Source organism: Aquamicrobium segne, from assembly GCF_042656785.1.
Classification (GTDB): Bacteria; Pseudomonadota; Alphaproteobacteria; order Rhizobiales; family Rhizobiaceae; genus Mesorhizobium; species Mesorhizobium segne.
Window position 1 is genome coordinate 30,399 of sequence record NZ_JBHSLL010000054.1, and the last position, 21,504, is coordinate 51,902.

Here is a 21,504-nt window from a genome sequence, read left to right on the forward strand (position 1 = left end):
ATTCAGGGTCTGTTTTCAACCGGATAATCCACACCGATCAGATAAAGCCCTTCGGGTGGCGCCACCTGCCCGCAGGCTGCCCGGTCGGCAGCTTCAAGGGCTGTCTTCAGATCATGACTGCTCCACGCACCATCCCCCACCCGCTTGAGCGAGCCGACCATGGAGCGCACCTGATTGTGCAAAAAGGCCCGCGCCGAGGCCCGGATCTCGATAATATCGCCAAGGCGCGTCACATCAAGGCGGTCCAGGGTTCGCACCGGGCTGCTGGCCTGACATTGGGTGGATCGAAAAGTGGTGAAATCATGCCGCCCGAGCAGCAATTGCGCTGCCTCATGCATGGCTTCTTCATCAAGCGGCCTGGGAACCCACCAGAATTTTCCCTTATCCAGCGCCAATGGGCTGCGACGGTTATAGATACGATAGAGATAATGGCGGCCAAGGGCTGAAAAGCGGGCATCAAAACTGGCATCGACCTGTGTTGCAGCCAGAACCGCCACATGTTCCCGTGCCTGCTGAAGATGCGCATTCAGTGCATCACGCACTGTATCGTCAGGCCAGTCTTTTTCCAGATCGACATGGGCAACCTGTGCACGGGCATGAACGCCGGTATCGGTGCGGCCAGCGCCCCTGATCGAGACAGTTTCGCCGCTGAACCGGAAAATGGCGGTTTCCACCGCCTGCTGCACTGTTGGCAAATCAACCTGCCTCTGCCAGCCTGCATAGGGCGCACCGTCATATTCAAGGTCAAGCCGATAGCGCGGCATCAGCCTTCAGCCAGCCATTTCAGGAAGGTGCGGATAAACATCATAAGAGCCTGGCCCCTGCCATCAGCCGCGCACCACGCAAAAATTCCGATGCAGGCGTTGCGCGTGAACCGGCGCGCTGAACCTCTTCAAGCCGGAGATATCCTTCACCACAGGCAATGGTGAGTGCATCATCAATCATCATGCCCGGTTCATGTGAAGATTTGCTTTTTGAACCTTCCATCAAGGTCGAGCGCAGCAGCTTGAGGCGCTCCCGCTTGCCGCCAGCCTCAAATTCACACCATGCGCCGGGAAAAGGCGACAGGCCGCGTATATGATCATGCAGCTGCCCGGCAGGCAGGGTCCAGTCGATACGGGTTTCTGCCTTGTCGATCTTTTTGGCGTAAAGAACACCCGTCTCAGACTGTGGAATGAAGGTGAGTGAATCGCCAGCTTCCAGCCTTGCCAGCGCCTCCACCATCAAACTGGCGCAGGCTGGCATCAGTTCATCATGCAATTCACCGGCGGTCATATCCGCACCGATCGAAATTATGCGGGTCAGCGCCACCGGACCGGTATCCAGCCCTTCTTCCATGCGCATGACCATGACCCCGGTTTTTTCATCACCTGCCATAATGGCGCGTTGAATGGGCGCAGCGCCGCGCCAGCGTGGCAGCAATGAAGCATGACCATTCAGGCAGCCAAACCGGGGCGCATTCAGAACAATCCGTGGCAGCAGCAGGCCATAGGCCACGACCACGGCAATATCGGCATTGAGGCCGCAAAATACGTCCTGTTCGGCCTCATTTTTCAATGATAAGGGGGTATAGACATCAATGCCCAGCCTTTCAGCCTCGCGTTGCACAGGTGAAGGGGTCAGTTCAAGCCCGCGCCGCCCGGCGGCGCGCGGTGGCTGGGTATAGGCAGCAACAAGCTCATGACCAGCCTGTGCGATGGCGCGTAATGTGGGCACCGAAAATTCCGGCGTGCCCATGAAAATGACGCGCAAACCCATGGCTAGACAACAGGTCCGCTGGCTGATTTCTCACGCGCCAGCTTGCGGAATTTGCGCATGACAATATCGCGCTTCAACTTTGAAATATGATCGATGAACAAGACGCCATTGAGATGGTCAATCTCATGCTGGAGGCAGGTAGCCATCAGCCCTTCAGCCGCCATTTCCTGTGTCTCGCCGTCACGGTCGATATATTTTACCCGCACGGTTGCGGGGCGCTCAACCTCGGCGAAATAATCCGGAATCGAGAGGCAACCTTCTTCATAGACAGAGCGCTCATCACCAAATTCCACAATCTCCGGATTGATGAAAACCTGCGGATTTGGCTCGTCGTCTTCACGGCTGGCAAGGTCGATCACCAGAAGACGCAGCGGCAGACCGATCTGGATGGCGGCAAGACCAATGCCGGGCGCATCATACATCGTCTCCAGCATGTCATCGGCCAGATTGCGCAACGCATCATCGACACGCTCGACTGGCCTGGAAAGCTGCCGCAACACGGGATCGGGAAGAATGATGAGTGGTTTGATTGCCATGGCAGTCACGTAAGGCCTTGCTGCTTTTGCGTCAACCGGCAAGCTGCATATGTGTTCACGTTTTGATCTGGTTACGCAAGCCAAATCTGTTATGCTGTGCCCATGACCCCGCTGCAAAACCCTTTTTCCATGCCGATTGCCCAGCTTGGGGCCTCAATAATTACGCTGGGGCAGATACTGGCTTTTCTGGCGCTGGCTTTCAGTGTGCTGCTGGCTGCCACCATTGCAACGCTGTGGCGGGCAGCAAGATTGCGAGCGCATGCAGCCACAGAAGCTGCCGACAACGCCCGCAATGCAGAAGCACGCATGGCCGAGATTTTACACAGTCAGGCCCAGATGCAAGGGCGCATGGGCGCAATTGCCGAAATGTTCAACTCCCGGCAGGCACAATTGACCCAATCACTTAACCAGCGGCTCGACGCCATGAGCGGACGGCTTGGCCACAGCATTACCGAGCAGACGCGCACCACGCATGAAAACCTTGCCAGATTGCAGGAGCGACTGGCCACGATCGACAGCGCACAAAACAACATTCAGGCGCTGGCCGGACAGGTGGTGCAGCTTCAGGCCATTCTTTCCGACAAGCAGACCCGCGGCGCCTTTGGTCAGTCGCGCATGGAGGCAATTGTCGCCGATGGCCTGCCGATGGGCGCTTATGAGTTTCAGGCCACCCTGTCCAATGGCAGCAGGCCGGATTGTCTGGTCAAAATGCCCAATGCAACGCCTTCACTGGTCATTGACGCCAAATTTCCGCTGGAAGCATGGAACGCCATCCGGGCTGCCGAAACGGCTGAAGAGCAAAAGAAAGCAGCGCAGGCATTCCGGCGCGATATTGAAATTCACATTCGCGATATTGCCGATAAATATCTGCTGCAAGGCGAGACGCAGGACACGGCCTTCATGTTTGTGCCTTCCGAATCGATATTTGCTGAAATTCATGAGAATTTCGAGGCGCTGGTGCAGCGAGCGCATCGTGCCCGCATCGTCATCGTGTCGCCTTCACTTTTGATGCTGTCCATTCAGGTGGTGCAGGCCATTTTGAAAGATGCACGGATGCGCGAGCAGGCCCACGTCATTCAAGGTGAGGTGGTCCGGCTGATGGAGGATGTAAACCGGCTGGATGAGCGGGTGCGCAAGCTGCACAGCCATTTCGGGCAGGCGGCAAAGGATGTTGACGATATTCTCATTTCCACCACCAAGGTGATGAAGCGCGGGGAGAAAATTGAGGCGCTGGAATTTTCTGGCGCAGCGGAAAAAACAACAGACAGGGACGACCCGCCATCTTCGCGCGCGGCCTCGTCCAAAACGGGCCAATTACGACTGCGAATTGTCGAGGAGCCTGAAGAAGCCAATAATGCTTGATCCGGGTCGCGTTCAGACTTATTTCATCTGCTGTGGGGACGGCCCCATAATTTCAGTGACACTGAAGGACTGAAATTATTGCTTCTGGTTGGGACGACCCGCCATATAAGCGAGCGTCTCATGAGTTGGGTTTTGCTATTTATCGCCGGTCTGTTTGAAGTGGGCTGGGCGATCGGTCTTAAATATACGGATGGCTTTACGAAAGTGACGCCAACAATCCTGACTGCGCTGTCCATGCTGGTCAGTGTGGTTTTGCTTGGCCTTGCGCTCAAGCATCTGCCGGTAGGTACCGGCTATGCCGTCTGGACCGGTATCGGTACGATAGGCACGGCCCTGCTTGGCGTCATTTTGCTGGGCGAACCGGCAACAGCAGCGCGGCTTGGCTGCATCGCCCTTATCATTGCCGGTATTGCCGGTCTCAAACTGGTAAGCTGATTGTAGCATCCACAAATGACAAAAGACCGGCCTCTTGCGGGGCCGGTCTTTTCGTTTCCGATAATCATAATTAGAGCATTTCTTGTTTTCATGGAAACGAATGAAATGCTCTAATCTCTTGTTTTAGCCGCATTTATGCGACGCCAGATGATTCCATCTGGCTGCAAAATGCTCTAGCGGACGGTAAAACCCGGAGGCATACGGCCGTTACGCGCTTTACGTGCTGCATAGCGCGCATCGCGCTTGGCCTTGCGTTCAGCTTCAAGCGCCAGTTCAAGAGCAGCACGTTCAGCTTCCTCAGCCTCACGAATACGAGCCTCTTCAGCAGCGATACGTTCAGCCTCAGCCCGTTCAGCCGCTTCACGAGCCAGCTTTTCCTGTCGAATCCGGGCTTTTTCAGCCTCACGCTCGGCACGGGCGGCAAGAATAGCCTCACGCTCGGCCTTGCGGGCCAGAACGCGCGGATCATCTTCTGCAGGCCGCTGTTTGAAACGCTCCAGAAGAGCCTTTTTTGCATTGTTTGCGGCATTGCGCCGCTCAAAAATGTCTTTTTCCCTGTAGATAGCCAACTTTAATTCCCTGAAGATCAGTATGCGTGTCTTACATACTGCGTGAATGTCAGGGTTCAAGCACCAAAAAGGCATGACAGCCATGAATTCATACAATGTTGCACAGCTACGACACTTTCCAGGCTGAATTTACGGCAATCAAACACATTTCCTGTGTACGCCAAGTCGCCAGAACATCGGTTCTGTTGCAACGTTTTGAATACCGACACTGTGGCAAGGAGAGCCTCTGACATTATCACGGCAAGCCATGGCCACATATTTACAAAACCGCGCTGAAACTTCTGGATATTCCCGGCCCAATACGCTTTATGCCAAACCGGCCTCTTATCTACAGGACAGGCCGCAGACCATGATTGCTGATTTTGCCTGAAAAACTTTCCTGCGGCTGCACAATTCATGCAGCAAGCGGCTTCATTTCCAGCAAGGCCCTTGCTGCCATCTCATCGGTAATCAGGACTTTGGCGTTTGTAGCCAGAATGCCGGCGTGAATGGCCTGTGCCTTGCGCACCCCGCCAGATGAAATAATGACCCGCGGAACCTTGCGCAACTGGTTGGGGTTGATCGCCATGACCCGCCCATTTATCGGATGGTCGATAACATTGCCGGTCTCGTCGACAAAATGACACAAGACATCGCCAACAGCGCCGGCCTTGTGCAGGCTTACCTGATCTTCCGGGCTGAGCAGACGTCGTTCAAAGATCGAGGCCTTGCTGTTGACGTCACTGACACTGATCAGGGCCAGATCAATATTGGCGGCCTTGTCTTTCAGCATTTTGAGATCTCTTTGCGCCCATAAGGCAGATGCAAGCTCGACATTCTCGACAAAGGCGGGTGCGGTAATCTGATAAAATTCAGTGCGATAAAATTCGACAAAACGCCAGGCAACGGCTGACGGATTTTGGGATGTGGCATGTGTAAGCCCGCCCAGAAGCGATACGGTGGTCAGATTTTCAACCTCGCGCCACACTAAAGAGCGCATGCAGATCTGAAGCGTAGCCCCCCATCCAACCCCCACCGACATGCCATTTTCAATATGTTGTGAAATATATTTGCCCGTTGCATGTCCAACGACCGAGGCCACGCTGGAAGGGGTCTGGTTCATTGCCGGAACGACAACCGCTTCATAAAGGCCCAGATGCTTTTCCAAAGCACGTTGCAGCCTGATCAGCGGCTCTGCCTTGGCGTTGATGGATGTGTGTACCGTTCCATCCTCACGCGCGGCCGCCAGCAGCCGGGTAGCCTTGACGCGGCTGATACCAAGATGTTTGGCGACCTGTTCCTGCGTCAGCCCCTCTACGAAATAGAGCCAGGCGGCGCGAATCTTCATTTCCTCCTGGCTCAGCTGGAAATTTGATTTCATGGCTGTCTTGCCAGCGTTCAGCATCCTGAATTCCCAATTTTTTTAAACAGAAGACATGTTTATGAATTTGAACATTTTTGTATCAACAAACGAAAAAGATAATTCATCATTGTCTGTTTAAAGCCATATTATTTAAAGTCATATAGCGCGCTCAGGTTGCTGGTGCAATTTTCAACACCCCAACTTTAATGTGGAAAACCTTCTGAATTTTTCTGCATTCTGGCTGTTTTCTTCAATTTTTGCAGATTCTCAGCTGCTCCTGACGGGAGAAGACGGAGATGGCTTGACAGATTATAAAAAATGAACAATTTTTAATTTTGAGAACAATTGTTCATGGTGGAATGACAATGAAACTTACGCGTCGGACTTTTGGTGCAGGCGTGCTTGCCACGTCACTCCTGCCAGCTCTGGGCGCCAGGGCGCAGGCAAACAAGCTGACCGCCTATATGGGTCCGCCCGAGCCGACCTGCGCTGCCCTGATCGAAAATTTTGACAAGAGCTCAGGCATATCGACCACCTTTTTGCGCCTTTCGGCAGGTGAAGCGGTCAACCGCGTGCGCGCCGAAAAGGCCCGCCCTCAGGCCAGCATCGTCTATGGTATCGGCCTGCCTTCAATGATGACGCTCAAGGACGAGGGTCTGCTGGAGGCCTACCGGCCAGCCGGAGTGGAAAATATCCCGTCCAAATATGTGGATCCGGAAGGTTACTGGACCGGCATCGATGTAGATTTCATCGGCTTCGTCTCCAACAAGCAGTTTCTGGAAGAGACAGGGCTGAAGGCGCCGCAAAGCTGGGAAGATCTTCTCAAGCCCGAATATAAGGGTCAGGTCTGCCTTGGCAGCCCCGCAACATCGGGCACCGGCTATCTGTTTATTGCAACCGTCCTGCAAATCATGGGCGAAAAGGATGGCTGGGAATATCTGAAGCGCTTTAACGAAAATGTTGCCCAGTATACCCGCTCCGGAATCGGCCCGACCCAACTGGTGGGACGCGGCGAGGTTGGCATCGGCATTCTGTTTGCGCATGATATTTTAGGCAGCATCCATAAGGGCTTCCCGCTTGAAATGTCCTTGCCGGAAGAGGGAACAGGCTATGATCTTTTCTGTGCGGTCATGCTCAAGGATGCGCCCGAGCCTGAGGCGGCCAAGGCGTTTCTTGACTGGGCGGTAACGGCTGAATCACAAGAAATTCTGGCCGAGTCGGGCTATTTTGATGTTCCCACCAATACGCAGGCCAAAATCCATGATCTTGTTAAGCCATATGCCAATGCCAAGCTGATCGACTTTGACTTTGCCTGGGCCGGAAACCCCGACACACGCAAGGAAATCGTCGAACGCTTCCAGAACGAAATACTGGCTGGCCGAAATTAATTCTATGAATTCCGTACCTTCTGTAAGTAAAGAGGAAAAAACGGATCGTCGGGACTGGACCCTTTATTGGGTCTATCCCGGCGTTGCCGTCTTTGTCCTGGTCCTCACCGCCTATCCGATGCTCGATTTGCTGAGCAGGGCATTTGTCGTGGATGGGCAGGTGTCTGCCGGTCCTTTGATTGAGCTGGTGTCCAGCTCTTATAACAGAACCGTATTCTGGAACACGCTTCTGCTTGGCGCAACCGCCGCGGTTCTGGGAACCATACTTGCAACCGCCTATGCCTATGCCATGACGCGTGTCGAGATCCCCGGAAAGAAGATCTGGCATTTCATTGCGCTTTTGCCGACAATCTCGCCACCAATCCTGATGGCACTTGGCCTGATCATGCTTTATGGGCGGCGCGGCTTTATCACTTATGAACTGTTTGGCATCCAGACCGCCGGACTATACGGCTTTACCGGCCTGGTGATTGCCCAACTGGTTTCTTATTTTCCTTTCGCCTATCTGCTTATGCTCAATCTGTTCAGGGGGCTTGACGCCTCTCTGGAAGAGGCAGCCTTGACCATGGGCGCCAATGGATGGACGGTTTTGCGCACGGTCAGCCTGCCGCTGCTGGTTCCGGGCCTGCTTGCCTCCATGCTGTTGATGTTCAGCTATTCACTGGCCGATCTTGGCAACCCACTGTTGCTGGGTGGCGATTATCCGGTCCTGTCTTCCCAGATTTATCAGATGATCATCGGCATGTATGATACTTCCGGCGGCGCAGCGCTTGCCGTCATGCTGCTGATTCCGGCGCTGATCATGTTCTTTGCACATAAGATGTTGTCGTCGCGCATGTCATTTGCGTCAGTCGGCGCCAAGGGTTCAAGTCGGCACCGGGTGACCCGTCACAAGGGCGTCCGCGCGGCTGCACTGGTCTTTGTCGGTGTGATAACGCTCATCATCTGCCTGCAATATGGGATCATTCTGGTTGCCGCCACAACCCAGTTGTTTGGTGTTGATTATACCTTCACAGTCAAGCATTTTGTGGCAGCCTTCACCAAATCCCGCGGGGCGCTTACCGACACCCTGCTATTGGGCGTGATTGCATCGCTTCTATCAGTGATCATCGGCTTGCTGATTGCCTGGATTATCGCACGCACCAAAGCGCCGGGGCGTTCCATTCTGGATTTCGTGGCAAATCTGCCGCTGGCCATTCCCGGAACGGTAATCGGTCTGGCGTTTGGGCTGGCGTTCAACGCACCGCCGCTTATCCTGACGGGAACGGCCTTTATCATCATTGCCGCGTTTGTCGTTCGCAGCCTGCCTTATGGTATCCGCACCGGGGTGGCAGCCTTTGACCAGATCAGCCGCTCGCTTGATGAGGCCTCGACAACCATGGGGGCAACGAATGGCCAGACCCTGTGGAAGATCCTGTTACCAATCGTGCGGCCGGCCCTGATTGCCGGGATGATCTTTTCCTTCACGCGCAGTGTCACAACATTGAGTGCGGTGATCTTTGTCGTCTCCCCTCACTGGTCTTTAGTGACGCCGACGATCCTGTCCCAGATGGACCGTGGCGATATGGGAGAAGCAGCAGCGCTCAGCGTCATTGTCGTGGTGTTGGTTCTTCTCATTATCCATGGCGTGCCGCGGTTGCTTGGCCGCGACTGGCGCGAGACTGATTAGAGCATGTTTCCTAAAGCCTGCCTCCCGAACCGGGAACCAGTTTTGGGATAAAGACATGCGTAAAAACAAAGGCTTAAAGCGGGTCGCATAAATCTGAAAGATTGCGACACGCTTTAAGAATTACAGATTTTCTGGATAAGAACATGCACAAAAAAACTTAGAGCAGGATGAAGATCCAAGAAGAAATCACCATGCTCTAAGGTATTTTATAGTCCCGTGAAATCACTTGTTCTTATATGAATGCTGCTGAAACAAAAGATTGGATCATTTCATCTGTTGATGAAATGATCCCGGAGTTACGTGATGGTACAAACAGCTTCCGCAAAATCTCTCTCGATCCGCAATCTCGACAAGTCCTATCCCCTGGGTGGCGGACGGCGTCTACCCGTGGTGACCGATTTCAATCTGGAACTTGCGCCAGGTGAATTCGTGACCCTGCTTGGGCCCTCTGGCTGCGGCAAGACCACAGTCTTGCGCACGCTTGCCGGCCTTGAGGATTTTGAAACCGGTGAGATCCTTCTCGACACCCGCTCAATAGCAAGGCTGCCAACACACAATCGGCGCATTGGGCTGGTTTTCCAAAACTATGCGCTGTTTCCGCATATGACAGTCTTTGACAATGTCGCTTATTCCTTGAAATTGCGGCGTGAATCGCGTGAGAAGATTCAGCAGGAAGTGCAGGCGGCGCTGGCCTCGGTGGGCCTTGCCGAGCATGGAGCACGGCTGCCCGGACAGCTCTCGGGAGGCCAGCAACAGCGCGTGGCGGTTGCCCGGGCACTTGTGATGCATCCCGATCTTCTGCTGTTTGATGAGCCATTGTCCAATCTTGACGCAAAATTGCGGGTGCAGGTACGCTCGGAACTGCGGCGTCTGCAAAAGCAACTGGGCACCACGGCGCTGTTTGTGACCCATGATCAGGAAGAGGCGATGAGCCTTTCGGATCGTATTGCCGTCATGCAAAGTGGTAAAATCGAACAGATCGGCCCGCCCGAAGAGATTTATGCCCGTCCGGCCACTCTTTTTGTGGCGCAGTTTGTCGGCAAGGTGAACGCATTTTCTTCAACGATTGTCGGGGAAGAAGACGGCAAGGCCGTGGTTGAACTGATGGGCAAGACAATACGCACTCCCTTGCCATCAGCCGACATGCCCAAAAATGTGCTGGCCCTTGCCAGACCGGAAGCAACAATCCTTCAGGACCCGCAACACAGCCTGCTGGCCGGCATCGTGGAAGAGCGGGAATATCTGGGGGCCCTGATCGAATATCGCATCAGGGTTGGCGATACGCTGGTGACAGCCGTACGGGTTGCCCTGGGCGATACGATGCAGGCGCGCGAAGGCGACCATGTCGGGATCGGTTTTCTTGAAGAGACCATCCATTTGTTGCCCGAGACGAAGCGGGGCGCGTGAATCTGAAAGATTTATTTGCAACGCTTGACAAACGCAAAGTATGAAAAACGGAAAGCCAGCCCTAATGACAGACCAAAAAGCCCCCTTCGATCGGGTCATCGTTCTTGTTCTTGATGCATTGGGAATTGGCGCTCTTCCTGATGTGCATCTGGTGCGCCCCAATGATGTCGGCTCAAACACGCTCAAGCATGTGGTGCAGGCCAGCGGCGGCTTGAGCTTGCCTAATCTGGAAAGGCTTGGCCTTGGAACCGTGGCGCCCGGCAGCGGGATCCGTGTCGAACCCTCCCCTGTCGCAGTCCACGGGGTGTTCAATCTTGGCTACAAGGGCGCCGATACCTATCTGGGGCATCAGGTCATCATGGGCTCGCGGGTTGCCGATGTTCCCGAGGAGCTTTTTGAAGTCGTTCGTGACGAGGTGGCGCAAGCACTGATCCAGAAGGGGCATCATGTCGAAGCTGCTGGTGAGGGGCTTTCTGCATTATTCGTCGATCATGCGATGATTTGCGGTGATAATCTGGAAAGCGATCCTCTTCAGACCTATCACTGTGTCGGCTCTATTGACGATATTGCTTATGAAAAGATTGTCGAAGTGGGAGAAATCCTGCGTTCCGTGGCGCGTGTGCGGCGGGTCGTGGCCATGGGTGGCTATGGTTTTCATGCCGCCGATATACGTCGCTGCACAGAATTGCGGCCAACAGGACAATGCGGCGTCAACAATGTGGCGCTTGGCCTTTACACCAGCAATTATGTCGTGCGCCACCTTACGCAAGGCACCAGGCCGGATGTGCAGGTTCCCACCATTCTCAAGAAGGCCGGCTATGAGGTGGAACTGCTGGGCAAGGTCGCCGATGTAATCACCTGTGAAGGCGCCCACAAGGAGCCGCATGTTCTGACAGGTCAGGTTCTGGAGGCAACCTATCAATCCATGGCGCGTGTACGTTCAGGCTTGATCGCCATCAATATTCAGGAAACCGATCTTGCCGGACATGATGAGAGCGCTGCGCGCTATGCCAACTGCCTGAAGCTGGCCGATGAAGGCATTGGGCGCATCATGTCGATGATGAGTTCCAGGGATTTGCTGATCATCACTGGCGATCATGGAAATGATCCGACGATCGGCCATGACAAGCATACACGTGAATTCACACCGCTTCTGGCCTGGTCGCCCGGCATCAAGCCAAAGGGCATTTTCATGCGTGACAGTCTTTCCGACATTGCAGCAACAATTGCCGATGTTTTTAGTGTTGCAAGACCTGAAATCGGAACAAGCTTTTTAGACGACATCACAGTCTGAACCGCGGCAAGCTCCTGAAGCATTTTTGCGATAACAGATGATTCCATCTGACTGCAAAATGCTCTAGCCCGGTCGGCGCGTCTTATTTGCCGGGTGATGCCGGATGCCATAAAAGCCGATTCTGACCTTGCTCATAAGCCTTGCCGTTCGGGTAGGACACCAGTTCCATCTGCATGCCCCATGGGGTGAGGAAATAAACCCATGTCTGCCCGGCGCTCGGGCCTTCCTCGCGCACCACCGGTTCGCCCAGCACGCGAATGTCGTTTTCCTTCAGATAAGCGATCGCCTCATTGATGTCATCCACATAGAAGGCCAGATGGTGGCCGCCGATATCGCTGTTCCTCGGTTGCTCGAGACGCTGGTCAGGCGCCGAATATTCAAAAATTTCAAAGTTGGAGCCATTGCCGCAGCGCAGGAACTTCAACCGTTTCATCACCGCGCGGGGGTGAAGATTGAGTTGCGTCTGCATCCAGTCGTCATCCGACTGGAAGGGGCCGAGTTCATAAAACGGCTCACAACCGATGACCTTGACGAAGAAATCGACGGCCTCATCAAGATTGGGCACCGTAAAGCCGATATGCTCGGTGCCGCGAAGGCCTGGCAAGCCGTTCTTCATTCGCCGACCTTCACATTCCGGTACATGACATCGCCTGCCTTTTCGATTTGAGATTTCAGCAAAAATCACCTTATTGGATACAAATATGCAGAACAGTCATAGTGGTCAATGAATTAATAGCATTGTTTAGCCTGTTATTGCGGTTATTTTTACTGATGCCTATTTTTTTGTATCCAATCTGTTGACCGCCTGAAAACACCGTGTCACTAATGGTGATAGATGCTTCAGTCGTACAAAAGCCGACACCAGATCGGCTGGGGAACGCTGGCAAACGCAGTATCCGACGACAGGCTGGAAGCCGCTCATCGATGGGGCGGCTTCTAGCTCGCGCGTCGCAGGTGAGTTGGGACGACAGGAACCCTGATGCCAGAAACGAGTTCACTATCCGGCATGGCCGATTGGCTTGATTTTCGCGCCACCGCGGCCGATTGGGATCAGGCCGCCCCGCAATCGCTGGGGGCGATATTGACCAGCCTGCATCTGGTGCGGGCATTTGAGGAAACGGTTCTGGAACTGGCAGGTGAAGGCCTGATCCATGGTCCAGCACACTCATCCATCGGGCAGGAAGGCGGCGCGGTCGGCTCCATCATGGCGCTGCGCGCCGACGACCAGATCAACGGGTCGCATCGCGGCCACCATCAGTTCCTGGCCAAGGCGCTGGGCTATGTGGCCCCCGACATGCTTTCCATCGACGGCGCCTTCAACAGCGATGTCATCGCCGTTCTGCGCCGCGCGCTGGCCGAGATCATGGGCCTTGCCGAAGGCTATTGCCAGGGGCGCGGCGGCTCCATGCACCTGCGCTGGCGTGAAGCTGGCGCGCTCGGCACCAATGCCATCGTCGGCGGCGGCGTGCCGTTGGCCGCAGGCGCAGCCTTTGCCCACAAGCAGGCAGGCACCGATGCGGTGGCGGTCAGCTATTTCGGCGACGGGGCGGCCAATATCGGCTCGGTTCTCGAAACCATGAATCTTGCCGCCGTATGGAAGCTGCCGCTTTGCTTCTTCATCGAGAACAACCGCTACGCCGTATCCACCACCGTCGAGGAATCGAGCGCCGACACGCGCCTGTCGTCGCGGGGTCAGGGCTTTTCCATCCCCTCGTGGCGGGTCGATGGCATGGACCCGCTGGCCGTCAATCTCGTCATGCAGGAAGCGCTCACCCACATGCGCTCCGGCAAGGGGCCGACGATTATCGAGGCCGACGTCTACCGCTATTTCCACCAGAACGGCCCGTTCCCGGGCAGCGCCTTCGGCTATCGCACCAAGCAGGAGGAAGAAAGCTGGCGTGCCCGCGATCCGCTCGACCGGGTCGCCCGTGAAATGATTGCCCGCTCCATGACCAGCGAACAGGCGGTGGCCGCGCTTCGCCAGCGTGCGCAGGAAACCATGGCGCAAATTGTCGGTGAACTGACCACCCGCATCGACAATCGCCGCGAGATCCGTGCCGAATTGTGGCCCTCGCCCGATTTCCGCGACGTTGGCATCCGCAGTGACCTGAAGGAACTTTCGGGCATGCGCCACGCCGAGGCCGAAACTTTTTCGGGCAAGACCGAAGATCGGGTGTTCGTCAACGTGATTGCCGATCTTCTCGACCGCCGCATGGCTGCCGATGAAGGCATCGTCGTTCTTGGCGAGGACGTCCACCGCCTGAAGGGCGGCACCAACGGGGCGACGCGCGGCCTCAAGGACAAATATCCCGACCGCGTGCTCGGCACACCGATCAGTGAGAACGCCTTTCTCGGGCTGGGCGGCGGGCTGGCCATGGACGGCCGGTTTCGTCCCGTGGTCGAATTTATGTATCCCGACTTCATGTGGGTCGCAGCCGACCAGGTGTTCAACCAGATTGGCAAGGCCCGCCACATGTTCGGTGGCGACATCGACATACCGCTGGTCCTGCGCACCAAGATCGCCATGGGAACCGGCTATGGCTCACAGCATTCCATGGACCCTGCCGGTATTTTCGCAACCTCTCCGGGCTGGCGCATCATTGCGCCCTCCACCGCATTCGACTATGTCGGCCTGATGAATACGGCGCTTGCCGCCAATGATCCGGTTCTGGTCATCGAGCATGTCGATCTCTACCAGACGACCGGCAAGGCGCCCGTCGACGATCTCGATTATGCCATTCCGTTCGGCAAGGCGGCCATTCGTCGGCATGGCACAAAGGCGACGCTCTTGACCTATTCCGCCATGGTCGCGCGCTCGCTCGAAGCCGTCGAGGCGCTTGGCGTGGATGTCGAGGTCATCGACCTGCGCAGCCTCGACCGCGCCAGCCTCGACTGGGATACGATTACCGAAAGCGTCAAGAAGACCAATCTGGTCATCATCGTCGAGCAGGGAGCGCAGGGCACGGCCTATGGCGGCTGGCTCGCCGACGCCATCCAGCATCGGCTGTTTGACTGGCTCGATCATCCGGTCGAGCGGGTGACGGGCGGCGAAGCATCCCCCTCGATCTCCAAAATCCTTGAGCGGGCGGCTTATGCCGGCACCGAAGAGGTCATCATCGGCCTGAAAAGCCTGCCGGGGCTTGCCCATGGCTGAGATTCTGCGGCTGCCGGCCATTCTTGCCAATATGACCGAAGGCACTCTGGCGCGCTGGCTCAAGGCCGAGGGCGACATGCTGGTGGCGGGCGAGGCTTTCGCCGAAGTCGAGACCGACAAGGCGGTGGTCGAGATTTCAAGCGAAAATAGCGGGCGGCTTGCCCGTATCCTGCATGAAGCCGGAAAGGTGCTTCCTGTGGATACCGCCATCGGCGTCCTGGCGCTGGCAGGCGACGACGATGCGGCAATAGCGGCGGCGGTCATGTCGCAAACCGAGGCAGAAGAGGCAGAAGCGCTCACCTTTGATGCAGAGGTTCAGGTCGCCCCATCCGTTTCCCTACCCGAATCTCGCGTGGCGGCTTCGCCCAACCGCCTGTTCGCCAGCCCGCTGGCACGTCGCCTTGCGCGCGAAAACAGCATCGACCTTGCCAGGCTCACCGGCAGCGGCCCCAAGGGCCGCATCATGCGTGACGACGTCAAGGCCCATCTCGATATGGCCGCCAGTGCTGCGCCCGTCGCACCGGCTACCGCACCGCCATTCGTGACCGATGCGCCGCACGACAGCATTCCGCACTCACAAATGCGCCGCACGATTGCGCGTCGGCTGACGGAATCCAAGCAAAACATCCCGCATTTCTATCTGAGTGCCGACTGCCAGATGGATGCACTGATCGCGTTGCGCCAAAAGATCAACGCCGACCGCCCCGGCGACGCCCGCATCAGCGTCAACGATCTGGTGGTCAAGGCCGCAGCAGCCGCACTGGCAGCACTGCCGACCTGCAATGTAAGCTGGACCGAGGATGCGCTCTTGCAATGGCATCGCGTTGACATTTCGGTGGCGGTCGCAACCGATGGCGGGCTGATCACACCCATTATCACCCAGGCCGACCGCAAATCATTGTCCGCCATCTCGGCGGAGATCGGCGATCTGGCAAGCCGGGCGCGCGCCGGCACGCTGCGGCCGGACGAATACCAGGGCGGTTCGTTCACCATCAGCAATCTTGGCATGTACGGCGTTCGCGATTTTGCCGCGATTCTCAACCCGCCGCAGGCCGCCATCCTCGCGGTTGGTGCGATAGAGCCGCGCATGATCGTACGCGACCGCCAGTCGGCCATCGCCGACATGATGACCTGCACGCTTTCGCTCGATCACCGCGCCATAGACGGCGCGCTGGGCGCGCAATGGCTTGGCCTGTTCAAAGAATTGATCGAAAATCCGCTGCGGATACTCACCTGAAAAGGTATGGTACGCTCTTCGAGCGATTTTACATAATGGCCCAACGATAAACAAACAGGAGGAAAGAAAATGAAGACATCACTCAGAATCATGCAAGGTGTGGCATTCGCCGCCCTGATCGGCTTTTCCGGCACGGCGCTCGCGCGCGACCTGACCGCCGTCGGCTTCGGTGGCGCGGTTCAGGATGCCTTCCGCAAGGCTTACTTTGCGCCTTACGCGGCAGAGAAGGGCATCACCATTCTGGAAGACACGACCAATGGCGGTCTTGCCAAGCAGAAGGCCATGATCGATGCCGGCAACGTCACCTGGGACGTCATGCAGATGGAGGACGACGAGGTCACCGTCGCCTGCGAATCAGGCCTGCTGGAAGACATCGACTGGACAACCCGCCCCAATGGCAAGGATATCGACCCGACGCTGTTCAAGGAATGCGCTGTCGGCGCGCTGAGCTGGGCCAAAGTGCTGACCTACGACACCGACAAGATCAAGGACGGCCCCCAGTCCTGGGCGGACTTCTGGAACGTCGAGAAGTGGCCGGGCAAGCGCGGCCTGCGCAAGACGGCGAAGCTCACGATGGAAGTGGCGCTGATGGCCGACGGCGTCAAGCCCGCCGATGTCTATGACGTGCTCGCCACCAAGGAGGGCCAGGACCGGGCCTTTGCCAAGCTGGACGAATTGAAGCCGAACATCCAGTGGTGGGAAAGCGGCGCGCAGCCGCAGGAATGGCTGTCTTCCGGCGACGTGGTGATGACGACCGCCTATAACGGGCGCATCGCAGCTGCCCAGAATGAGGGCAAGAACTTTGCCATCATCTGGGATGGTCAGATCAATTCCTGGGAATTCTGGGCAATCATGAAGGGAACGCCCAATCTCGACCAGGCGATCGATCTCGTCGACTACATGATGTCGCCAGCGCCGCAGGCCGTTTTCGCGCAGACCATTCCCTATGGTGTCAGCAATGTCAAAGTCATGGATGAGCTTTCGCCTGAGGCGTTGGCACAACTGCCGTCCGCACCGGAAAATCTGAAAAACAGCATCCGCTTCGATGCCGATTTCTGGATTGACAACAACGAGGAACTGTCCGCGCGCTTCGCCACCTGGGTTGCGCAATAAAGCAGAGCCATTAAAAATCGTGCCGGCGAGGCGTCGCCGGCACGATTGGAAGGACCATGGACCCTATGGCACAAGCTGTCGAAAGCGACGTTGAAACCGGCGATCTGAAGCGTGAATGGCTGCGGTCCGGCAAGAGCCGGCGCAACATATCGCTGCTGCTGGTCGCGCCGCTGTTCATCTATGTGCTGGTGACGTTCATGCTGCCGATCGGGCTCGTCCTTTACCGTTCGGTGGAAAACAGCGAACTGGCCCAGGCGCTGCCATTAACCGCCACCGAGTTGTCACAGTGGCGTCCGGCTACTCCCGGCGACCTTCCGCCCGACACGGTCTTCGCCACCTTTAGCCGCGAACTGGCCGACGCGGAGCGGCACGACGTGGCGGAACTGGCGCGGCGTCTGAACTATGAAATCAGCGGCCTGCGCACCATCGTCATGAGCACGGCCCGCAAGATACGCTCGATCAAGACCGAACCTGCCGATGAGGACGCACGGCAGATGCTGATTGAAATTGATCCACACTGGAACGAACCCACCTATTGGCATGCAATGAAGCGGGCCGCGCCACACTATACCCCCTACTACCTGCTGGCTGCTCTCGACCTCAGGCACGCTGACGACGGCACTATCGTCCGGGCGCCGGAAGATCAGCGCACCTTCGTCGATATCCTGCTGCGGACACTGCGCATCTCGGCGATCGTGACGCTGGTTGCCCTGCTGCTCGGTTTTCCCTACGCCAATCTGATGGCGACATCGGGCAAGCGCTTTGCCCTGTTTTTGATGATCGCGGTGATGCTGCCTTTCTGGACGTCGCTGCTGGCACGCACCTCAGCCTGGATCGTGATGCTGCAGAAGGAAGGGCTTATCAATACGTTCCTCGGCTATGTCGGCCTGATCGATCGACCGCTCGAACTCATCTTCAATACCACCGGCCTTTATATCGTGATGGTGCACATGATGCTGCCCTTCATGGTTTTGCCGATCTTCGCCACGATGAAGGGCATTCCGCCGCATTTCATGCGCGCTTCAGCCTCTCTCGGCGCCCATCCCATGCGCGGCTTTTTACATGTCTATCTGCCGATGACGCTGCCCGGCGTCGGAGCCGGTGCGCTGCTTACCTTCATCGTCACGGCCGGCTACTACATCACACCCTCTCTCGTCGCCAGCGCCCGCGACCAGATGATCGGCTATTTCATCGCCTTCTTCATCGACAAGACCATCAACTGGGGCATGGCCTCGGCATTGGGCATCATGCTTCTGGTCTGCGTCGCCGCAATCTATATGATTGCCGCCCGCACCGTCGGCGTGCGCCAACTGGCAGGCCTGAGGTAAAGCCGATGCAATACCGACATCAACGCGCCGTCATTCGCTTCGCCTACAAGGCATTCGGCGTCGCCATGGCGTTATTCCTGGTCGTGCCGCTGCTGGCGGTGGTGCCGCTGTCATTCAGTTCGAGCAGCTTCCTGTCCTATCCCGTGCCCGGTTTTTCGATGCGCTGGTACGAGACGGTGTTCCAGAACGGCCCGTGGATGACTGCTCTGAAGAACAGCCTCGTCATCGGCGTGGTCTCAACCATCGCCGCCGTTATCCTCGGCACGCTGGCGGCCTACGCCTTCGCACGGCGTGACCTGCCAGTACCCACCGCCATTCTGGGCTTCCTGATCGCGCCGATGATCGTGCCGCCGATCATCAGTGGCCTCGGCATGTATTTCCTGCTCGCCTATGTCGGCCTGACCTCGACCACCTTTGGTGTGATCGTCGCCCACACCGTGCTTGCCGCGCCCTTTGTCCTGATAACGGTTACGGCAACGCTGCAGGGCTTCGACATGGGGCTGCTGCGTGCAGCCGCCACCTGCGGGGCATCGCCGCCGCGCGCCTTCATGAACATCGTCATGCCGATCATCGCGCCCGGCATCGTTGCTGGTGCGCTGTTTGCCTTCATGACCTCATTCGACGAGGTGGTGGTGACGCTGTTCCTGGCGGGACCAGCGCAACGGACACTGCCGCTCAAGATGTTTGAAAGCCTGCGCGACAGCATCGAACCCTCGATCCTGGCGATGGCAACCTTCCTGATGCTCATCGCCGTGCTGGCATTGATTAGCGCCGCGCTCCTCATGAGCAGGGGTGCAAAAAACCTGAGGACCCTCAAAGATGACTGACTTGAGCTCGACCGCCTACGACCCGCGCGACGGCATTGCCTTCGTGGAAGGCAAATACATGCCGGTGGCCGAAGCCACGGTGCCGATCCTCGACCGGGGCTTTGTCCGATCCGACGCGACCTACGATGTCGCGCATGTGTGGAAGGGCCAGTTCTTCCGCCTCGACGACCACATCGAGCGCTTCTTTGCCTCGATGCGCGGCCTGCGCATGAGCCTGCCCTACTCGCATCAGGAAATCGCCGATATTCTGATCGAATGTGTGCGCCGCAGCGGCTTGCGAGATTCCTACGTGCAGATGACCTGCACACGCGGCCTGCCGCCGGCCGGCACGCGCGATCCGCGCCAGTGCAAGCAGCGCTTCTATGCCTTCGCCACGCCCTTCGTGTGGATCGCCAATGACGAGCAGCGCGAAAACGGCATGCAGATGATCACCAGTTCCGTCCAGCGCATTCCACCAACGTCGGTCGATCCGAGGCTGAAGAATTTCCATTGGCTTGACCTGACGATGGGCATTTTCGAAGCCTATGACCGCGACGCCATCGTTGCTGTGCTGCATGACGGCCAGGGCAACATCACCGAAGGTGCCGGATTCAACGTCTTCACCGTCAAAAACGGCGTGCTGGCGACACCTGAGAGCGGGGTGTTCGAGGGCATGACGCGACGCACCGTGATCGAGCTGTGCGAGCAGTTGCAGCTTCGCTGCGAGGTACGGTCTGTGTCGACAGGCGAGTTGGCGCAGGCCGACGAAATCTTCCTGACCAGCACGGCTGGCGGCATCATGCCGATCACCACACTCGACGGCAAGCCGATTGCCAGCGGCAAGCCCGGCCTGATCACAAAACGGATACATGACCTGTACTGGCAACGGCAGGAAGAAGGCTGGCTGGCGACACCAGTCCCCTATGAGGATGTCTGAAACGATGCAGAGCGGCAATATCGTCGAATTCAAGGGCGTGCAGAAAACCTATGACGGGCACAACCTCGTCATTCGCAATCTCGATCTGGAGGTCAGGAAGGGCGAATTTCTGACCCTGCTTGGCGGGTCAGGTTCGGGCAAGACCACGACGCTGATGATGCTGGCGGGCTTCGAGACGCCGACGCGCGGCCACATCATGATGAACGACGTGCCAATCGAACATGTCGCGCCACATCGGCGCGGCATCGGCGTGGTGTTCCAGAACTATGCCCTGTTTCCCCATATGACCGTCGAGCAGAACCTTGCCTATCCGTTGCGCATGCGCGGCGAGAGCAAGGCCCAGATCGCCGCTAAGGTAGCCCGGCAGGTCGACATGGTACGCCTGCACGGCATGGAGCAGCGCCGTCCGCAGGAGCTGTCCGGTGGCCAGCAACAGCGCGTCGCGCTGGCCCGCTCGCTGGTCTTTGAACCGGAACTGGTGTTGATGGACGAGCCGCTCGGCGCGCTCGACAAGGCGCTGCGCGAGCATATGCAATATGAGATCAAGCAGATCCATCGCGACCTCGGCGTGACCATCGTCTATGTGACGCACGACCAGTCGGAAGCGCTGGCAATGTCGGACCGGATCGCCATCTTCCAGAATGGCGACATTGTTCAGATCGACAGTCCGCACGATCTCTACGAGCGCCCGGCAAATGTCTATGTGGCGGGATTCATCGGCGAGAACAACATTCTGGCAGGAAGCGTGGAGCGGCAGGCCGCGGACGGTGCAATCACCGTCAAGTTGCCTTGCGGTCGCGAGGTTACGGCAAGAGTGGCCGGTGCGGACCCTGCGACGGGCGCCGAGACAACGCTGACCGTCCGGCCCGACAGGCTGGTCATTGGCGGCGATGCCTCCTCGCTTGGCAACAGCCTGCCGGGGCGCGTCCTCGACATCACCTATCTCGGCGATCATTTCCGGGCGCAGATCGATATCGGCGGCGACCAGAGGATCATCGTGCGCAGGCCATCGGGCCAGCTATCGGGCAAACTGGAGAGCGGCGACGAAATCCTTGTCGGATGGCGCGTAGAGGACGGTCTGGTGTTCCTGTAGACAGGGCCTTTAGGGTCGAAACCCAATCAGAGTATTGCGTAAATTTTTGAAATCAGATTCTGTGCATGTACAGACA

The 21,504-nt window shown here is 57.2% G+C and carries 20 protein-coding genes; 14 read left to right on the forward strand and 6 right to left on the reverse strand.

What is annotated here, in order from left to right; all coding sequences use genetic code 11:
• Positions 1-2 precede the first annotated feature (2 nt).
• From truA to def, 3 genes are read right to left on the reverse strand one after another with little or no spacing between them, the layout of a single operon-like run.
• Positions 3-764 (reverse strand): tRNA pseudouridine(38-40) synthase TruA, encoded by a 762-nt coding sequence (gene truA, locus ACFPLB_RS14360; RefSeq protein WP_378230825.1) that lies wholly within the window; start codon positions 762-764, stop codon positions 3-5.
• Positions 765-804: 40 nt separating this feature from the next.
• The gene (fmt, locus tag ACFPLB_RS14365) at positions 805-1,752 is read right to left on the reverse strand and encodes a methionyl-tRNA formyltransferase (RefSeq protein ID WP_378230867.1); all 948 of its coding nucleotides are present in this window, start codon (positions 1,750-1,752) and stop codon (positions 805-807) included.
• Between the two features lie 8 nt (positions 1,753-1,760).
• Positions 1,761-2,294 (reverse strand): peptide deformylase, encoded by a 534-nt coding sequence (gene def, locus ACFPLB_RS14370; RefSeq protein ID WP_378230827.1) that lies wholly within the window; start codon positions 2,292-2,294, stop codon positions 1,761-1,763.
• Between the two features lie 102 nt (positions 2,295-2,396).
• Between def and ACFPLB_RS14375 the strand changes: the two genes are divergently transcribed.
• Together ACFPLB_RS14375 and sugE are read left to right on the forward strand one after the other, a co-directional pair.
• Complete coding sequence (locus tag ACFPLB_RS14375) at positions 2,397-3,656, forward strand: DNA recombination protein RmuC (protein ID WP_378230829.1); 1,260 nt, start codon at positions 2,397-2,399, stop codon at positions 3,654-3,656.
• A 120-nt stretch (positions 3,657-3,776) separates the two neighbouring features.
• The gene (gene sugE, locus ACFPLB_RS14380; protein ID WP_378230831.1) at positions 3,777-4,091 is read left to right on the forward strand and encodes a quaternary ammonium compound efflux SMR transporter SugE; all 315 of its coding nucleotides are present in this window, start codon (positions 3,777-3,779) and stop codon (positions 4,089-4,091) included.
• 173 nt (positions 4,092-4,264) lie between these two features.
• Here sugE and ACFPLB_RS14385 read toward each other — a convergent pair whose 3' ends face one another.
• Positions 4,265-4,660 (reverse strand): DUF6481 family protein, encoded by a 396-nt coding sequence (locus tag ACFPLB_RS14385; RefSeq protein ID WP_378230833.1) that lies wholly within the window; start codon positions 4,658-4,660, stop codon positions 4,265-4,267.
• A 247-nt stretch (positions 4,661-4,907) separates the two neighbouring features.
• Here ACFPLB_RS14385 and ACFPLB_RS14390 point away from each other — a divergent pair, with 247 nt between their 5' ends.
• Positions 4,908-5,030, forward strand: coding sequence for a hypothetical protein (locus ACFPLB_RS14390; protein WP_378230835.1), 123 nt, complete (start codon positions 4,908-4,910; stop codon positions 5,028-5,030).
• A gap of 24 nt (positions 5,031-5,054) precedes the next feature.
• Here the strand turns inward: ACFPLB_RS14390 and ACFPLB_RS14395 are convergent, their stop codons facing one another.
• Positions 5,055-5,987 carry a sugar-binding transcriptional regulator gene (locus ACFPLB_RS14395; protein ID WP_378230837.1) on the reverse strand — a complete coding sequence of 311 codons (933 nt, stop codon included), beginning with the start codon at positions 5,985-5,987 and terminating at the stop codon, positions 5,055-5,057.
• 380 nt (positions 5,988-6,367) lie between these two features.
• Here ACFPLB_RS14395 and ACFPLB_RS14400 point away from each other — a divergent pair, with 380 nt between their 5' ends.
• The 4 genes from ACFPLB_RS14400 (at position 6,368) to ACFPLB_RS14415 (ending at position 11,760) form a co-directional block, all read left to right on the forward strand.
• Positions 6,368-7,390, forward strand: coding sequence for an ABC transporter substrate-binding protein (locus tag ACFPLB_RS14400; protein ID WP_378230839.1), 1,023 nt, complete (start codon positions 6,368-6,370; stop codon positions 7,388-7,390).
• A gap of 4 nt (positions 7,391-7,394) precedes the next feature.
• On the forward strand, positions 7,395-9,059 hold the full coding sequence (locus ACFPLB_RS14405; protein WP_378230841.1) for an ABC transporter permease: 1,665 nt from the start codon (positions 7,395-7,397) through the stop codon (positions 9,057-9,059).
• Between the two features lie 303 nt (positions 9,060-9,362).
• On the forward strand, positions 9,363-10,466 hold the full coding sequence (locus ACFPLB_RS14410) for an ABC transporter ATP-binding protein (RefSeq protein WP_378230843.1): 1,104 nt from the start codon (positions 9,363-9,365) through the stop codon (positions 10,464-10,466).
• 64 nt (positions 10,467-10,530) lie between these two features.
• On the forward strand, positions 10,531-11,760 hold the full coding sequence (locus ACFPLB_RS14415; RefSeq protein WP_378230845.1) for a phosphopentomutase: 1,230 nt from the start codon (positions 10,531-10,533) through the stop codon (positions 11,758-11,760).
• 82 nt (positions 11,761-11,842) lie between these two features.
• On the opposite strand, the gene ACFPLB_RS14420 is transcribed toward ACFPLB_RS14415, so the two are convergent.
• Positions 11,843-12,364 carry a VOC family protein gene (locus ACFPLB_RS14420; RefSeq protein WP_378230847.1) on the reverse strand — a complete coding sequence of 174 codons (522 nt, stop codon included), beginning with the start codon at positions 12,362-12,364 and terminating at the stop codon, positions 11,843-11,845.
• 375 nt (positions 12,365-12,739) lie between these two features.
• Here ACFPLB_RS14420 and ACFPLB_RS14425 point away from each other — a divergent pair, with 375 nt between their 5' ends.
• The 7 genes from ACFPLB_RS14425 (at position 12,740) to ACFPLB_RS14455 (ending at position 21,428) form a co-directional block, all read left to right on the forward strand.
• Positions 12,740-14,914, forward strand: coding sequence for an alpha-ketoacid dehydrogenase subunit alpha/beta (locus tag ACFPLB_RS14425; RefSeq protein WP_378230849.1), 2,175 nt, complete (start codon positions 12,740-12,742; stop codon positions 14,912-14,914).
• Positions 14,907-16,151, forward strand: coding sequence for a pyruvate dehydrogenase complex dihydrolipoamide acetyltransferase (locus tag ACFPLB_RS14430; protein ID WP_378230851.1), 1,245 nt, complete (start codon positions 14,907-14,909; stop codon positions 16,149-16,151). The genes ACFPLB_RS14425 and ACFPLB_RS14430 overlap by 8 nt, the downstream gene beginning before the upstream one ends.
• Before the next feature lie 69 nt (positions 16,152-16,220).
• Positions 16,221-17,264 carry an ABC transporter substrate-binding protein gene (locus tag ACFPLB_RS14435; protein WP_378230853.1) on the forward strand — a complete coding sequence of 348 codons (1,044 nt, stop codon included), beginning with the start codon at positions 16,221-16,223 and terminating at the stop codon, positions 17,262-17,264.
• A gap of 56 nt (positions 17,265-17,320) precedes the next feature.
• On the forward strand, positions 17,321-18,592 hold the full coding sequence (locus tag ACFPLB_RS14440; protein WP_378230855.1) for an ABC transporter permease: 1,272 nt from the start codon (positions 17,321-17,323) through the stop codon (positions 18,590-18,592).
• Between the two features lie 5 nt (positions 18,593-18,597).
• Positions 18,598-19,419 (forward strand): ABC transporter permease, encoded by an 822-nt coding sequence (locus ACFPLB_RS14445; RefSeq protein ID WP_378230857.1) that lies wholly within the window; start codon positions 18,598-18,600, stop codon positions 19,417-19,419.
• Complete coding sequence (locus tag ACFPLB_RS14450) at positions 19,412-20,335, forward strand: aminotransferase class IV (protein WP_378230859.1); 924 nt, start codon at positions 19,412-19,414, stop codon at positions 20,333-20,335. Before ACFPLB_RS14445 ends, ACFPLB_RS14450 begins: the two co-directional genes overlap by 8 nt.
• Positions 20,336-20,339: 4 nt before the next feature.
• Positions 20,340-21,428: an ABC transporter ATP-binding protein gene (locus ACFPLB_RS14455; protein WP_378230861.1), complete on the forward strand. Its 1,089-nt coding sequence runs from the start codon at positions 20,340-20,342 to the stop codon at positions 21,426-21,428.
• The last annotated feature ends 76 nt before the right edge of the window (positions 21,429-21,504 follow it).